Raw genomic sequence first — 16,929 nt, 5'->3', positions numbered from 1 at the left:
ATGGATATTCTTCCACCCGCACGTCCCGCCATAACACCCCGACATGATTTCCATCCTGGTTGGAAATCAGTACCATGGGGAAAAACAGGCACATCCGGAGGCGTCCCATGTCGTTTGACTCCCCCTTTCATGTGACGATTGATTTCAACACGTCGCATATGATTTTCCCGACGATTATCGCCGTGATCCTGGGAATTCTTTTCGTTTCAATTCTGATCACACGCGGCAGCACCATTCTTGCCACGGTTAGCAATGGCAACTGGTGGCCTGCCGGCATCGACCACAAGCGTTTCTTTGGTACGATTGCCCTGACCGTGATCTATTTCATGGCCATGCCGGCAGTCGGGGACATTTTCCCCAATACCGGACTTGGATTTTACCTTTGCTCGATCCCGTATCTGTTCGCGCTTAGCACGCTTTACCTTCACGAGCGCAGCCGTCGAACATTGATGATCGCAGGCGCCAATGCGCTGATTGCGCCAAGCCTGGTCTGGTACATCCTGTCCGAACTTTTCAATATTTCGCTGCCATAGGGCGACCGGAACCCGGTTCTGGTCCCTGTTTGGCGCGGTATGATCCAAGAGATTTACCATGGAACTCCTATCCATTCTGACACCGATGTTCTTTGCGCTGGTTGCCGCAGGCACCGTGATCGGCATCATCTTCGGTGCAATTCCCGGCATGACGGCGACCATGGCGGTTGCTGTCTGTTTGCCGCTGACCTATTCGCTGGGTCTTGAAAACGGTCTGGCACTTTTGCTGGGGCTTTATGTCGGGGGTATTTCCGGCGGTCTGGTCCCGGCCATTCTTCTGAACATCCCGGGAACGCCGTCATCGATCACCACCACCCTTGACGGGTACCCGATGACCCAGAATGGCGAAGGCGAACGCGCACTCAAGATCGGGATCACATCGTCACTGGTTGGCGGCCTGATCAGTCTTGCCGCGCTTTATCTGTTTGCCCCGGCACTGGCCGACTTTGCGATCAAGTTTTCCTATATCGAGAAATTCCTGATCATCTTCTTTGCCCTGACCGTGATGGCGGCCCTTTCCAACAGCCTGCTGGTCGGCATTTTCAGTGGATTTCTGGGTATTTTCATCAGCCTGATCGGGGCCTATGACATTTCGCGCGGCGGCAATGGTGAATTGCGTCTGGTGCCGGAATTCCTTGAATATTACCTTGAAAGCGGCTTTTCGCTTTTGCCGGTTCTGATCGGTTTGTTCGGCCTTGCCACCATCCTGATCGAAGCCGAAGAAGGCATGAAAGAAGGAAAAGGTCTTTCGGGGGTAAAGATCGGCGGCAAGCCGTTCAAGATTTCCGTCTTCAAAGGCCAGATCGTCAACCTGATCCGGTCGTCATCGATCGGGACCTTTGTCGGCATTCTGCCCGGCGTTGGCGGCAGTGCGGCATCCATTCTTGCCTATAGCCAGGAAAAGAACTTTTCCAAGACACCGGAAAAATTCGGCAAAGGTGCACCTGCCGGGGTGATTGCATCGGAAAGTGCCAATAACGGTTTGACGGGCGGCGCACTGGTGCCGTTGCTGTCACTTGGCATTCCCGGGGATTCCACCACCGCCATTCTGATCGGTGCCTTTACCCTTCAGGGCATTCAGGTCGGCCCGCTGTTTATCGGCAACAATCCGGTGACGTGGGATGCGATGATCATCGCGATGCTGGCTGCCAATATCATCATGTTCCTGGTGATGGTCTTTGCCATTCGCCATCTGGCCAAGGTTGTGACGGTTCCGAAAAACATCCTGTTCCCGATCATTCTGATGATGTGTGTGGTCGGCGCCTACACCATCAATTACGGGGTGATGTTTGATGTCTGGACGCTTTTGATCTTTGGCCTGTTTGGTTATCTCGCCCACAAGATCCGGCTTGAAATTGCGCCCTTTATCATCGGGTTTATTCTGGGACCGTCGGCGGAAATCTATTTCGTCAAAAGCCTGGAATCCTTTGGCACGTTTTCGATCTTCTTTACCAAAAGCTGGATCGCGGTGTTGCTGTGGATCCTGATTGCGCTGTCGATTGCGTTTTCGATTTCTGTCGCGCGCAAGAAAAAGCGCATGACCGACTAAACCAGAATACGTGCCCATAGCCGGGTTGTCACGGCAGCCCGGCCGCCCAACGACACCATCGGGCAAGAAGCAACAGCTCCCTCCCTGTGCTGTAAAGTGGTTCTGAGCCAGACCGCGCTTCTTGCCCACCTTTTTGTGCTGATGTAATGTCCGAAGCAGAACAGATTGGCTGACGTCGGACCAAAACCAAAGCCCGACCATTCCCGGTTCGGGCATCAGATCAAGAGACCGTAACCCTTTGTCACTCGCGCCGAAAAATACTGACCAGACCACCATGGCCGAAATCAAAAGCGGCACCGTCACGATGGAAACCGTCGGACGGATAGCAGGTGTTTCGCAGGTCACGGTATCGCGCGCGCTGAATGACCCGAAAAAGGTTTCCGCCAAGACGCTTCAACGCATCCAGGATGCGATCGAGCTGACCGGATATGTGCCCAATATGGTCGCCGGTGCGCTGGCATCACGGCGCAGCAAACTGATTGCGGCCCTTGTGCCATCGATCACCAACGTCATCTATGCCGATCTGATGCAGAATTTCATCAATGTCATTCGCGGATCGGGCTATCACGTTCTGATGGCCGAAACCGGCTTTTCCCAGGATGAGGAACAGGCGGTTGTCTCCACGATGCTCAGCCGTCGCCCCGACGGCATCCTGTTGACCGGCATCCACCATTCGGCCGGCTGCAAACGCATGTTGCTGGGGGCCGGTATTCCGGTGATTGAAGTGTGGGATACGACGGAAAACCCGCTTGATGTCTGTATCGGCTTTTCACACATCAAGGCCGGCGAGGAAATGGCGCGCTATGCGGCGGGCAAAGGTTATCAGCAGGCACTGATCGTATCAGCCGGTGATGAACGCGCCCTGCGCCGCAAGGATTCCTTTGCCAGTCAGTTCAAACAAATGACCGGCAATGCGCCGATTGAAGTGCTTTATGAAGCAGGTGCGACCATCGAACGCGGCCGCAATGGCCTGAGCACCGGTCTGGAAAAAGGTTTTCGCAACGGCATCATCATGTGCAGTTCGGATCTTTTGGCCCATGGCATCCTGATCGAGGCGCAGGCACGCGGCCTGCGCGTACCGCAAGACATGGCCGTTCTCGGTTTTGGCAATCAAGACTTTTCGCCCTTTACCCTGCCGGCCCTGACCACGGTCGAAGTCAATCGCGCCAATCTTGGCCGACGCGCCGCCGAGGCGCTGGTGGCACGGATCGAAAACGAACCGCTGCCGACCAAATCAATCGATGTCGGATTTGAAATCATCGAACGCGCATCAACCTGATCGCAACCTGATCGCAACCTGATCGCGACCGGATCAGGCAAGTTTGCGGATCAGGCAAACCGGCGAAACAGCCCGCGCCGTTCGCGACAAATCAGGGTGAGCCCCGCCTGCCGTGCAAGGTTCACCGCCGTCAGGGTCGGCCCCGACAGGGTCACAAGCCCACCCACCCCGCATTGCACGGTTTTGGTGACGATTTCATAGGAACAGCGACTGGTCATCAGCACAAAGCCACCGGCAGTATCAATGCCCTGACGGGCAACCGCACCGAGCACCTTATCAAGGGCGTTATGACGTCCGATATCTTCGCGGACCAGCTTGATGTTACCGCTAACATCGACAAAGGCGCTGGCATGCAAAAGCCCGCCGCCTTCGCGGTTGCGGGTCTGATGATCGGGTAAAGCGTCGATGGCTTGCAAGACGACATCCTGTGCCATATTGCCCGGCGTGACCTTGCCGATCTTGTCCATCGCGACGGCTTCGAGCGATTGCACCCCACACAGACCACATCCCGACCGGCCTTCAAGGGTGCGTTGACGTTCATCAAGACGGTCAAACACATCTTCATGCAGGTCGGCTTCGATCACATAGCCCTGAAGGGTTTTGCGCACTTCGCGCAGCGTGATCTGGGAAATGTCATCAACGATGCCTTCGGACAGGGCAAAGCCGATCATGAAATCTTCGAGATCATGGGGCGACACCATCATCACCGCATGGGATTTGCCATTGAAAGTCAATGCAGCCGGAACTTCCGGCTGCAACATCATCGGGGCATCGTCATTGGCATCATCACGCGAAATGGCACGGGCAAGATCAACATCGCGCCCGTCAAGGATGCGGTTCTCGGAAGGCTTGGGGGTCATGCAGGTTCCTTGACCTTGCGGATCATCGGGGCAGCTTCAAGCACAAGCGGGTCAATCCCGTCATACCCGTCCGCAATCAGGACAAACAATTGTTTGCGCATACGCGGTTCCCAGAAATCGCTGATATGACCGGCAACACCGGCCACCCCTTCTTCGTGGGGTTTGGATTTGAAAAATGTCGCGATCTGATTGGCCATATAGACAAGCTTGTCAGGTGCCATTGTTCATTACTCTTTGGCTATGGTCTTTTTTACGGATACAGGATTTGCCAGATACTGTGCGCAAGGGAGTATAGCACAATATCTGGCAGGGCATCCTATTCGGCGGCATCGACACGCGGTTTGATCCGGCGCGACTGTTCGGCCTGACGATCATATTCCACCTGCCATTCGGATGGTCCGTTTGATGCGGAAACCTGAACGGCGGTGACTTTGTATTCCGGACAGTTGGTTGCCCAGTCGGTAAAGTCGGTGGTGATCACGTTGGCCTGTGTCCCGGGATGGTGGAATGTGGTGTAAACCACGCCCGGTGCCACACGATCGGTAATGGTGGCGCGAAGGGATGTTTCGCCCGATCGCGATGCAAGGCGGATCCAGTCGCCTTCGCGAATGCCGCGCTGTTCGGCATCATGGGGATGGATTTCCAGAAGGTCTTCCTTGTGCCAGGCGGTATTTTCGGTACGCCGGGTCTGTGCGCCCACATTGTACTGGCTCAGGATACGGCCGGTCGTCAGAAGCAGCGGGAAGCGCGGCCCGGTGCGTTCATCGGTAGCGACATATTCGGTCACCACGAACTTGCCCTTGCCGCGTACGAAACCATCCATATGCATGACCGGTGTCCCCAGCGGGGCCTTGTCATTGCATGGCCATTGCACCGAACCTTCGCGTTCCAGAAGGTCGTAGGTCACATTGGCAAAGCTTGGCGTGGTTGCCGCAATTTCGGCCATGACCTGTGACGGATGGGTGTAATTCCAGTTCTGGCCCATCGCACGGGCAAGGTTCTGGGTCACTTCCCAATCGGCAAAGCCGTTCTTTGGCGTCATCACCTTGCGCACGCGGTTGATGCGGCGTTCGGCGTTGGTGAATGTGCCGTCCTTTTCAAGGAAGGTCGAACCGGGCAGGAACACATGGGCATAGTTCGCGGTTTCGTTCAGGAACAGGTCGTGGACGACAACACATTCCATCGCCGCAAGACCGGCTGCCACATGTTTGGTATCGGGATCGGATTGCAGGATATCCTCGCCCTGAATATAGATGCCCTTGAACGTGCCTTCGACAGCGGCATCAAGCATGTTAGGGATCCGAAGCCCCGGTTCGTCATCAAGTTTAACCCCCCAGATATCTTCAAAGATATCGCGGGTGGCACTGTCCTGAATATGGCGATAGCCCGGCAATTCGTGCGGGAACGATCCCATGTCACAGGAACCCTGCACGTTGTTTTGACCACGCAGCGGGTTCACGCCAACGCCCGGACGGCCGATATTGCCGGTCGCCATGGCAAGGTTGGCAATTGCCATCACGGTGGTTGACCCCTGACTGTGTTCGGTCACGCCAAGCCCGTAATAGATCGCACCATTGCCCCCCGTGGCAAAGGCCCGTGCGGCTTCGCGCATGGTCTGGGCATCAACACCGGTGACACCCGCAATGGCTTCGGGGCTGTGGCGCGGATCGGAAACAAATGTTGCCCAATCCTGGAATTCATCCCAGTCACAGCGTTCACGCACAAACGTTTCGTCAAACAGGCCTTCGGTCACAATCACATGGGCAAGTGACGTCAGAACCGCGACATTGGTGCCCGGACGCAGCGCCAGATGCGCGACAGCTTCGATATGCGGGGAACGGACCAGGTCAATCCGGCGCGGATCAATCACGATCAGTTTAGCCCCCTGACGCAGACGTTTTTTCAAACGCGAGGCAAAAACAGGATGCCCGTCGGTCGGATTGGCCCCGATCAGGATGACCACATCGGTATGTTCGACAGAATCAAAATCCTGCGTCCCGGCCGATGTCCCAAAGGTGGTTTTAAGGCCATACCCGGTTGGCGAATGACAGACACGCGCACAGGTATCGACATTGTTATTACCGAACCCGGCACGGATCAGTTTCTGAACGAGGAAAGTTTCCTCGTTCGTGCACCGCGATGACGTGATCCCGCCCAACGCACCCTTGCCGTATTTGGCCTGGATGCCCTTGAACTTGTCAGCAGTAAAGCGAAGGGCTTCTTCCCAACTGACTTCCTGCCAGGGATCATTGACATTTTCGCGGATCATCGGGTTGAGGATGCGGTCCTTGTGATTGGCATAGCCATAGGCAAAGCGCCCCTTCACACAGGAATGCCCCCGGTTGGCCCGGCCATCCTTATAGGGGACCATACGCACCAGTTCCTCGCCGCGCATTTCGGCCTTGAACGAACAGCCAACCCCGCAATAGGCACAGGTGGTAACGACCGAATGTTCGGGCTGACCGATTTCAATGACCGATTTTTCCTGAAGCGTTGCGGTCGGGCAGGCCTGAACACAGGCACCACAGGATACGCATTCGGAATCAAGGAAATCTTCGTGCATGCCCGGTGACACACGGGATTCAAAACCGCGACCTTCGATGGTCAGGGCAAAGGTGCCCTGCACTTCTTCGCAGGCCCGCACACAGCGCGAACAGACAATGCATTTCGACGGGTCATAGGTGAAATACGGGTTGGTTTCATCCTTTGCCATATAGCGCGGATTTTCTTCGCCATTCTGGCGGACCTCGACATGGTTGCCGCCGTCATAGCCATAACGCACATCGCGCAGGCCAACCGCACCCGCCATGTCCTGAAGTTCGCAATCACCATTGGCCGCACAGGTCAGGCAATCAAGCGGATGATCTGAGATATAAAGTTCCATCACCCCTTTGCGGATTTTTTTAAGCCGCTCGGTCTGGGTGTGGACCACCATGCCGTCTGCCGCCGGCGTGGTGCAGGATGCCGGGGTTCCGTTGCGGCCTTCGACTTCGACCAGACACAAACGGCAGGAACCGAATGCATCGACCATGTCGGTCGCACAGAGTTTGGGCACCTGAATGCCTGCTTCCATCGAGGCCCGCATAACCGATGTGCCTTCGGGCACGGTCACGTTCTTGCCATCGATGGTCAGCGTGACGGTTTTTTCGGATTTGGCGGCAGGAGTTCCGTAGTCGACTTCTTTGATCAAGGACATCGTATTACTCCGCAGCTATATCAAGCGCACGCGGCTTGAAATCATCAGGGAAATGGGTAATCGCGCTCATCACCGGATAGGGCGTAAATCCGCCGAGCGCGCACAACGATCCGAACTTCATGGTTTCACAAAGATCGCGCAGAAGATCGATCTGCAACTCCGGATCTTCACCACGTTCAAGTTTGTCGACCACTTCGGTGCCACGGATCGATCCGATCCGGCACGGTGTGCATTTACCGCATGATTCAATGGCACAGAATTCCATGGCGAAACGGGCCTGTTTCATCATGTCGACCGTGTCGTCAAAAACGACCACACCGGCATGACCGATCAGACCATCACGCTTGGCGAATTCTTCGTAATCAAAGGGCGTGTCAAACAGTTCGCGGGGGAAATAGGCCCCCAAAGGACCGCCAACCTGAACCGCCTTGACCGGGCGACCCGATGCAGTGCCACCGCCGATCTGTTCGACGATTTCACCCAGCGTCATGCCAAAGCCGATTTCATAAAGCCCGCCATGTTTGACATTGCCGGCAATCTGGATCGGGATGGTGCCACGTGACCGGCCCATGCCGAAATCACGGTAATATTCCGGTCCCTTTTCAAGAATGACCGGCACCGAGCACAGCGAAATCACGTTATTGACAACCGTCGGACGGCCAAGGAAACCTTTCAGGGCGGGAAGCGGCGGCTTGGCGCGGACAACGCCACGCTTGCCTTCCATGCTGTTAAGAAGCGAGGTTTCCTCGCCACAGACATAGGCCCCTGCCCCCATACGGACTTCCATATCAAAGGTCTTGCCCGATCCCAGGATATTGGTGCCCAACACTCCGGCAGAACGGGCAACTTTTATGGCCTCGGTCATGATGCGGATGGCATCGGGATATTCCGAACGGGTATAGACATATCCCTTGGTCGCCCCGGTCGCGAGACCGGCAATGATCATGCCTTCGATCAGAACAAAGGGTTCACCTTCCATGATCATGCGATCGGCAAAGGTGCCGCTGTCGCCTTCGTCGGCGTTACAGACGATATATTTCTGATCGCCATCGGCTTCGCGCACCGTGTTCCATTTGATCCCGGTCGGGAAACCGGCCCCGCCGCGTCCGCGAAGGCCACTGTCAGTGACGGCCTTGACGATGTCGGCTGCCGACATTTTCAACGCGTTCTCAAGACCGGACAGACCGTCATGGGCACGGTAATCATCAAGCGACAGCGGATCAATGATGCCGCAACGCTGGAAGGTCAGACGCGACTGGCTTTTCAGGAACGGAATATCGCTGGTCCGGCCAAGATAAAGCTTGTGATCGCCGCCGGTCAGAAAATCTGCATCAAACAGGGTATCGATGTCATCGGTGCTGACCGGGCCATAGGCAACGCGACCGCGCGGTGTTTCCACCTCGACCATCGGTTCAAGCCAATACATGCCAAACGATCCGTTGCGCACGATTTTGATGTCGGCTCCGGACTTTGCGGCCTTGGTGGCAATCGCGGTTGCGACATCATCGGCCCCAAGGGCCACCGCACCGGAATCAAGCGGGACATAAACCTTGATCGTCATGCGCCCACCTCATTAAGAATGCGGTTCATACGATCACTGGTCACGCGCCCGACCACCTTGCCATCGACCATGGCGGCTGGTGCACAGGCACACAGGCCAAGACAGAAAACAGGTTCCAGCGTGATCTTGCGATCCGCCGTGGTTTGTGACCAATCCACCCGAAGATGACGGCGCACCTGATCGGCGAGCGCATCGGCCCCCATTGCCTGGCAGGCCTCGGCACGGCAAATCTTGATGATATGTTTGCCGGCCTTTTCTTCGCGGAAGTCGTGATAGAAACTTGCAACCCCGTGGACTTCGGCCCGGCTGAGGTTCAGTTTCTTGGCGATTGTTTGAAGTGCGCCTTCGGGGATATGGCCGAACTCTTCCTGCACTTCGTGCAAAATGGGAAGGAGCGGGCCTTCCATCGTGATCATCTGATCACAAATGGCCTCGACGCGGACATTCTGGTCCTCGGTCGTTTCCGACATGCAAGCCTCTCTCTCAAGCATGTTACAGTTATATTTATTGTTTTTAATAGTGTCGGGCATCTGTGGTGCCCGTTCAATAAAGCCATCCCGTTACGCGATAGCGAAAACCTATCAAGGCGCAATCAGGCGGTTTCGAGTTCCGAAATCAGCTTTGCCTCTTTTAGCAGGGCAGAGACCACCGGTGTTGCCGGTTCGCGTTTTGCGGTGATCAGTCCGACGGTATGGCTGGCGTCGGGATCGGTGATCGGGATGGATTTGACGCGATCGCGCATCCCGAAACTGTCGACCATTTTTTCGGGCATGATGCTGGCCCAGTTGCCAGTCTGAACATGGGTAAACAATGCGATCATGGAATCACTTTCCAGTGTCGCACTGACCTTGGCCCCGGCGGCATTAAGGTGCTGGTCGATGATCCGACGGTTCTGCATGTCAGGCGTCAGCAGACACAGGGGCAACTGGGCTGCTTCGTGCCAGGTGATGTTTTTGCGATCCCCGAGATCATCAAGATTTGATGTCACCAGTTGATAGCGTTCGCGATAAAGCGGGATCGACGTCACACGACCAAGCGGTTCGTTATCAAGATAGGTAATGCCCGCATCGATCTGAAGATTGTCAAGCAAGGCCTGAATTTCGGTCGAGGTGCGCGACAGGATGGCGAAACTGACATCGGGATGTTTTTCGCGAAATGGCGTGGTCAGTTCATGAACCATGGCAAGTGCCGTCGGGATCACGGCAATTTGCACCTGCCCGGTCAGACCGGACCGCATGGCGCGCATTTCATCACGCATTGAACGGGTGCTGCCGACAATATGGCGCGCCCATTCCAGAACACGTTCGCCTTCGGGTGTCAGGCCCTGATAGCGTGAACCGCGTTTGACCAGGACCACACCAAGATGGTCTTCAAGTTGACGGAGCGCGCTGGACAAAGTCGGCTGGGTCACGCCGCATTCTTCGGCGGCATGTCCAAAATGCTGCTCACGGGCGAGCACCATAAACATTTCGAGTTTGTCGATCATATCACTTCCGGCAACCGGTTTCGCGGCATGCTTTTATCGGGCGTTGAAGTCGGCCAATTGTCGGACCGAAGCGAGATTGGAAAACATGCGTCGTGACGCTTGTGTGTTCTGGTTGCAGGATAACCGATTACCCCGACGGGCAAAAAGGTTATTCCTGCAACAGAACGCAAGTCCGGGCTGGATGAACGGAACCCGGACCCAAGACATGACTGTGCCAATCATGCCCCCAAAATGACTGACAAATTGGTGCGTCAGTCAAACGGGCGTCGATCACAGGGTGCGGCAATCGACGCCCAAGGCCGTTACGCTTTGGAAGTTGCTTCCTGTCCGGTGGTTGCACCACCGTCCTGCGTTTCCATGTAGTGCTTGTCGTCAATCGGACGGACCAGCTTGTTGGCAACAAGCGCAATCGCCAGAAGTGCCGCCATCGCATACATGGTGGTGTTATAGAGGCTCGACGTCGGATCAACCGTACCGGCCGGTGCGATTTCCATCAGACGACCGATGGTCACGGTTTTGGCCGCAACCAGCTGATCAAGCTGTTCGATACCGGCACCGAATTTGGCCTGGAATGCCGCAGGATCGACCTTGCTTGCCAGATCCTTGATCGAATTGGTGACCGAGGTCTGACGCAGCTGGGTGATTGCGAGCGGGCCAAGAACGCCAGCCGTGCTCCATGCGGTCAGAAGACGACCATGGATACCGCCGACATATTTGGTGCCGAACACGTCCGCCAGATAGGCCGGAATGGTTGCAAAACCACCGCCATACATCGTGAAGATGATCATGGTTGCGGCATAGAACATCACAAGCCAGGTGACAGCCGGGTTGATGCTGACCTGTTCTGCGGCAAACGGGATCGACAGATAAAGTGCGATACCCAGAATGAAGAAGCAGTAATAGGTGTTCTTGCGACCGATATAGTCCGACATGGACGCCCAGAAGAAGCGGCCACACATGTTAAAGACCGAAATCATAAACACATAGGTCGCCGCAAAGGCCGAGTTGACCACCAGCGGCAAGGTCGTGCCGAAGATTTCCGACATCATGGTTTTGGCAACGCCAATCACCCCGATGCCCGCCGTCACGTTGAAGCACAGAACAATCCACAGCAGATAGAATTGCGGGGTTTTCAGTGCCTGATCGATATGGACGTTTTTCTGCGTGATCATGCGCTTGGATGCGGTGTCTGCGGTCGGCGGGGTCCAGCCTTTGGGCAGCCAGCCATCACGCGGCACACGATACGAGAAGGATGCGATGATCATGACAATGAAATAGGCAATCCCGAGCGTGAAGAAGGTGCTGGCAGCACCGGTATTACCCGTGCCGGCAACATAGACGCCTTCTTCGATCGGAACCGGTGCGGCAGCAACCTGTGCGGCACCTGCCACAACGACTTCGACCATCTGGCCACCGACTTCGGCCATACGCTTGCCACCTTCGGTAACAAGGTTAACCGCACTTTCCGGGCCAAGATATTCAGGAACCTTGTAGAAAGCCGAAAGCAGGCCTTCCTTGATCGGGGTTGCGATCATCGCACCACCGCCAAAGCCCATGATGGCCATGCCCGTTGCCATCCCGCGCCGGTCCGGGAACCAGCGGATCAGGGTCGAAACCGGCGACACATAGCCAAGGCCAAGCCCGGCCCCGCCAATCACGCCATAGCCAAGATAGACAAGCCACAATTGATGGCTGGCAATACCAAGACCGCCAATAATGAAACCACCGCCCCAGCAGAAAGCTGCGACAACGCCGACCATACGCGGGCCGACTTCTTCAAGCCACTTGCCGCCAAATGCAGCAGCAAGACCCAGGCTTACGATCGCAACAGAGAAAATCCAGACAACGGATTGCAGGCCCCAGTCACCGGAACTTGCTGCAACCACGCCGAATTCCTTGATCAGTGGCGGGTTAAAAATGCTCCATGCATACACAGAGCCAATACATAGATGAATTGCAATAGACGCTGGCGGCACCTTCCAGCGGTTAAAATCGTCGCTGGCGACGATATGTTCTTTTTTAAGCTTATCAAACATGTCGTTGTTACCTCCCGGCATTTTGATCTTCTTGCCTTGCCCACCCCCGGTTGAAGGCATTGTGCAGGGCAACCACGGTAGAACCCCGAACCCTCTTTATCGCAATCGCTGTGCCATCCGAAAAAATGCCATGATTTCCGCCACTTCGCCCTTAAATTGCCCCATATTGCACCGCACGCGCATGGACAAAATGTCCAACTTTTTCCACCCGCCAAGGTGGTATCAAGACAAAATGTCCACTCGCAAATGCAACATTTCACAGCGCATCATTGCCCGGGTAGCAGGAATTTCGGTGATAAGGACCTTGCTTTTTCACGCCGATCTGGTAGCCATTAAGGGTCAAAAACAGGTTAGGTCGGTGCGGTTGGCCCGGCCCCCGCAGATGCGGGTCCTTCCGTTGCACTGTAACGGCCCATGACTTTCAGGATGTGTGCAATGTGCGCACGCCAACAGAAAGGAATGGCCATGCAACAGCAAATCTCTGTCATTACGCTTGGAATCAACGATCTTGACCGGTCGCGGCGCTTTTATCAGCGCGGCTTTGGCTGGGTCCCGGTGTTTGAAAATGCCGATATCAGTTTTTACCAGATGAACGGGCTCGTTCTGGGAACATGGTTAAAGGACGCGTTGCTTGATGATATGCAACGCCCCGAAGGCGATGGTCCACCGGCCTTTTCACTTGCCCATAATGTCGCAGATGGCCATCAGGTCGGGGAACTGATGGACCGGCTGATCGCGGCGGGTGGCAAAATGTTGCGCCCGGCCGATGCACCACCCTATGGCGGGTTGCGGGGCTATGTTGCCGACCCGGACGGACATGCATGGGAAATCGCATGGAACCCGGCCTGGGCCATTGATGCCAACGGACATGTCCGTTTTGGTGTTTGAGGGTGTCTGTTAGGCCCGCAAACCGGTGGCCGGGTCTTCGCCCTAGCCTGCTTCGGGCAGCCAGATGGTAAAGGTTGTGCCCTTTTGCGATGTGCTTTGAACATCAAGTCGGCCGCCCTGGCGATCAATCAGGGTCTTGGTGATCGATAGGCCAAGACCCGTTCCCTGCTGTCGCTTGGTTGTATAGAACGGATCGAAAATCCGGTTCAGGACATTTTCGCTCATGCCAATGCCAGTATCGCGCACGGTGATGCTTATCCCCGGACGGCCATCGTGATCGGCGTCTTCGTCAATCAGGGTCAATGTGCCGCGGTCCGGCATTGCGTGCAGGGCATTGACCATCAGATTGACCAGCACCTGTTGCAATTCGGTGCGGTTCATCAGAACCAGTCGGGTTGACTGATGTTCGCGCACGACCTCGATATCGGCCCGGCTGAGCAGATGGGCAACCAGCGGCATGCAGTCATCAATCACCTGTGCGACACTGTGGCGTTCGACAAAGCCTGCATATTCTTCGGGTTTGGCAAATTGCAGAAGCTTGGTCACGATCAGATTGATCCGGTTGACCTGTTCATCAATCAGGCGAAATTCCGTATTGGCGATCTTTGCATGATCGCCAAGCAGATCACGCACCACATCCAGATTGCCCTGAAGAACGGCGACCGGATTGTTGATTTCATGGGCCACACCGGCGGTAATTTCGCCGATCGCGGCCAGCTTTTCGGACATGATCAGCTGTTTGGTCGTGGTTTCAAGCGCCCGATTGGCATCGCGCAATTCGCGGGTGCGGGCATCGACACGGGCATTGAGCTGATCATTCCAGGCACGAAGACGTTTGTCGCGTTCCTGGACCTGATCAAGCAGATCATCAAGATGATCGGCAACCAGGGTGATTTCGTCCTGTACCTGATCAAGGTTGGTTCGCGCCGACAGATCACCGCTTTCCACCCGGCCAATGGTGTTGGCCATGCGTTCAAGCGGTTTGAAGATGCCGCGCGCCCAGCGCAGAAAGATCGGCACCGACATCGCCGCCACAAACAAAAATGCCCCGATCAGGATCAAAAGGCTTTCATATTTGGTCTGGGCAAAGGGGGCCTCAAGGAAACCGACATACAGCATCCCGACCCGTTTGCCGAAGCTGTCCTTGATCGGTTCATAGGCCGAAATATACCAGTCATTGACCACAAAGGCGCGATCAAGCCAGACCCGGCCGTCTTCAAGAACAGTTTTGCGCACGACACTTGAAACACGGGTGCCCAGCGCACGACGGTCGGCAAACAGCCGGACATTGGTGCTGATGCGCACATCATCAAGAAACAGGGTTGCAGTCCCCTGACTGCCTTCGGGCAGGCTGCTTTGACGATAGACAAGATCATTGATCGTATCGATGAAGCCCAAATTCTGGTTCAGCAATATCCCACCGACCAAGGCCGCCCGTTTGCCCGATGGCAATTCAACCGGACTTGCCGAATGGACCACCATGCCGCGGGTTTCGGCATTGCGCGTGGTCGGAACCGCATTGGGCGTATCAATCAGATCAACGCGCGCCCGTGCCGCAAGGTCAGGCGAAAACCCCATCAGGTCGGTATTGCTGAAAATATCGATGCTGGTTGATGACCGCCCGGCAAAGGCGCTGGCGATGACCGGCCAGTCACCGGTCGTTTGTCCCGATGTTCCGCCATCAGCAAGATAAAGAAAATCAAGACCAAGCGCCTGTTTGCGTTGCGCCAGAAGCGATGCCAGCGCATCGGGATCATCCGCAGTCAGAACATTGCGAAAGGCGACAGATTGTCCAAGGGCAGCGATCTGTTCGCCGGTATTATCAAGAATGTGGGTGAAATATTGATGGGCAATCGTCAAATCGCCACTGACTTTCGAGGTCAGCAGCGCATCAAACTTGGAATTCCAGCGCACCATCATCACGCCAAGCAACAATGGCAAAATGACAAGTGTTGGCAAAAGCGCAATCGCCAAAAGCTTGAAGCGCACAGAGCGTGTGCGTTTTGGCCGATCAACAGATGATCCGGAAAACAGTATCATTCCTGTTCCCAGCTGGCGCATTTGCGGTCGATCGTCTTGCGCGAAACGCCAAGACGCCGGGCCGCTTCATTCCGGTTGCCACCGGTCTTGTGCAACATCGCCAGAATGTGGCGGCGTTCCATTTCATCAAGGGTTTCGTCACTGTCGACCGCTGTATCCTGATCGCCATGGTCCCCGTGATCGGCGCTTTCGTCGCGGAATTCGTTGGGGAACCGGCCAAGGATCAATGTGCGTTCAATCAGGTTGCGCAATTCACGCACATTACCCGGCCAGTCATAGCGCGTCAGTCCGGCGCGCACGGCACTGTCCATCGCGACCTGGCGCACGCCAAGCTGTTTGGACAATTTGGCCATGAACAATTCAGCCAGTTCCAGCACATCATCCCCGCGTTCACGCAAGGGCGGCATTTCGATATGCATGACATTGATGCGGTAAAACAGATCGGCACGGAAACGCCCGGCTTCGACTTCGGCCTCAAGATCGGCATTGGTCGCAAAGATAAAGCGCAGATCGACCGGCGCTTCGCGTTCGGACCCGACCGGACGGATACGCCGACTTTCGATTGCACGCAAAAGCTTGCTTTGGGTGGCCAGTGACAATTCGCCGACTTCATCAAGAAACAAGGTGCCGCCCTGGGCATGCATGAAAAGACCGTCGCGTGCGGTCTGTGCACCGGTAAAGGCACCTTTGACATGACCAAACAGCTCCGCCTCGATCATTTCGGACGGAATGGCGGCACAGTTGATCGGCACAAACGGCTTTTGCGCGCGATCCGACAGGGCATGCAGCGAACGGGCGGTGACTTCCTTGCCCGTACCACTTTGTCCCGAAATCAGGATCGATGTCGGAAGCGGTGCCACACGGGCAATGGTTTCGCGGATTTCCTGAATTTGCGGGGAATAGCCGATCAGTTTGTCACGCAGCAACACGTGATCGGATGTTGCGCGCAATTCATGGCGCAACACGTGGTTTTCACGCCGCAGGCGCATCCGGTCCAAGCAACGGGCGACCGCGTTCAAAATCTGGTTGGACCGGAAAGGTTTGAGAACAAAATCAACCGCCCCGGCGCGCAGGGCCTTGATCGCGGTATCAAGATCAGCATAGGCCGTCATCAGGATGGCGTCGGAAAAGAAGCCGATTTCGCGTTGTTCGGTCAGCCATTCGACACCGCTTTTGCCCGGCATGATGTTATCAAGGATCACGACATCAAAATGGTGCTGATCCAGCAAGGCAGTTGCCTGTTCGCAATCGGCGGCTTCTTCGACCCGTTTGGCGCGCGGGCCCAATGTGCGGACCAGAAAGTTGCGCATGCCCGGTTCGTCATCGACGATCAGAATTGATGCCTTTTCAAGCCACGGACCGAATTCCGGTCCCGGCGCGTTAAAAGCCGTGTCATTGCCAACAGTTGGCGCCGTCCCGTCCGATGCGCCCATAACGGTCGATCTCATGACGTCCTCCGCAGAAACTTATTATTGTTTTTATTATAGGTCTTACTCAGTCG

General features: G+C 55.7%; 13 protein-coding genes. 4 read left to right on the top strand and 9 right to left on the bottom strand.

The genetic code is table 11. The annotated features are described in order from the left end of the window. The first annotated feature begins 107 nt into the window (after positions 1-107). From M9H61_RS20430 to M9H61_RS20420, 3 genes are all read left to right on the top strand, one after another. Complete coding sequence (locus M9H61_RS20430; RefSeq protein ID WP_068518445.1) at positions 108-533, top strand: tripartite tricarboxylate transporter TctB family protein; 426 nt, start codon at positions 108-110, stop codon at positions 531-533. Between the two features lie 58 nt (positions 534-591). After that, entirely contained in the window at positions 592-2,082 is a 1,491-nt protein-coding gene (locus M9H61_RS20425; RefSeq protein WP_068518446.1) for a tripartite tricarboxylate transporter permease, read from the top strand. Between the two features lie 274 nt (positions 2,083-2,356). Then, complete coding sequence (locus tag M9H61_RS20420) at positions 2,357-3,361, top strand: LacI family DNA-binding transcriptional regulator (RefSeq protein WP_197460803.1); 1,005 nt, start codon at positions 2,357-2,359, stop codon at positions 3,359-3,361. A gap of 50 nt (positions 3,362-3,411) precedes the next feature. On the opposite strand, the gene fdhD is transcribed toward M9H61_RS20420, so the two are convergent. The 7 genes from fdhD to M9H61_RS20385 all read right to left on the bottom strand — a co-directional run bounded on the left by fdhD (position 3,412) and on the right by M9H61_RS20385 (position 12,500). Beyond that, positions 3,412-4,221, bottom strand: coding sequence for a formate dehydrogenase accessory sulfurtransferase FdhD (gene fdhD, locus M9H61_RS20415; RefSeq protein ID WP_101247822.1), 810 nt, complete (start codon positions 4,219-4,221; stop codon positions 3,412-3,414). Next, positions 4,218-4,442, bottom strand: a complete 225-nt coding sequence (locus M9H61_RS20410) for a formate dehydrogenase subunit delta (RefSeq protein WP_250282653.1) — start codon at positions 4,440-4,442, stop codon at positions 4,218-4,220. The genes fdhD and M9H61_RS20410 overlap by 4 nt, the downstream gene beginning before the upstream one ends. 95 nt (positions 4,443-4,537) lie before the next feature. Then, entirely contained in the window at positions 4,538-7,417 is a 2,880-nt protein-coding gene (gene fdhF, locus M9H61_RS20405) for a formate dehydrogenase subunit alpha (RefSeq protein ID WP_250282651.1), read from the bottom strand. Positions 7,418-7,421: 4 nt separating this feature from the next. Then, a complete protein-coding gene (locus tag M9H61_RS20400) occupies positions 7,422-8,978 on the bottom strand; it encodes an NADH-quinone oxidoreductase subunit NuoF (protein WP_250282649.1) in 1,557 nt (518 codons plus the stop codon). After that, complete coding sequence (locus M9H61_RS20395; protein ID WP_068518451.1) at positions 8,975-9,448, bottom strand: formate dehydrogenase subunit gamma; 474 nt, start codon at positions 9,446-9,448, stop codon at positions 8,975-8,977. Before M9H61_RS20395 ends, M9H61_RS20400 begins: the two co-directional genes overlap by 4 nt. A 122-nt stretch (positions 9,449-9,570) precedes the next feature. Further along, positions 9,571-10,464 carry a LysR family transcriptional regulator gene (locus M9H61_RS20390; RefSeq protein WP_068518452.1) on the bottom strand — a complete coding sequence of 298 codons (894 nt, stop codon included), beginning with the start codon at positions 10,462-10,464 and terminating at the stop codon, positions 9,571-9,573. Between the two features lie 302 nt (positions 10,465-10,766). After that, entirely contained in the window at positions 10,767-12,500 is a 1,734-nt protein-coding gene (locus M9H61_RS20385; RefSeq protein WP_082817776.1) for an OFA family MFS transporter, read from the bottom strand. 465 nt (positions 12,501-12,965) lie between these two features. On the opposite strand from M9H61_RS20385, the gene M9H61_RS20380 reads away from it, so the two are divergent. Beyond that, on the top strand, positions 12,966-13,388 hold the full coding sequence (locus M9H61_RS20380) for a VOC family protein (protein WP_250282647.1): 423 nt from the start codon (positions 12,966-12,968) through the stop codon (positions 13,386-13,388). Positions 13,389-13,430: 42 nt separating this feature from the next. On the opposite strand, the gene M9H61_RS20375 is transcribed toward M9H61_RS20380, so the two are convergent. Beyond that, complete coding sequence (locus tag M9H61_RS20375) at positions 13,431-15,428, bottom strand: HAMP domain-containing sensor histidine kinase (RefSeq protein WP_250282644.1); 1,998 nt, start codon at positions 15,426-15,428, stop codon at positions 13,431-13,433. After that, positions 15,425-16,876 carry a sigma-54 dependent transcriptional regulator gene (locus M9H61_RS20370; RefSeq protein ID WP_250282643.1) on the bottom strand — a complete coding sequence of 484 codons (1,452 nt, stop codon included), beginning with the start codon at positions 16,874-16,876 and terminating at the stop codon, positions 15,425-15,427. The genes M9H61_RS20375 and M9H61_RS20370 overlap by 4 nt, the downstream gene beginning before the upstream one ends. Between the last annotated feature and the right edge of the window lie 53 nt (positions 16,877-16,929).

The sequence above is a fragment of the Thalassospira sp. GO-4 genome, assembly GCF_023588965.1.
In the GTDB taxonomy this organism is placed as follows: domain Bacteria; phylum Pseudomonadota; class Alphaproteobacteria; order Rhodospirillales; family Thalassospiraceae; genus Thalassospira; species Thalassospira povalilytica.
Note: the sequence above shows the minus strand (reverse complement) of the source record. Positions and strands in the feature narration are given on the sequence as shown.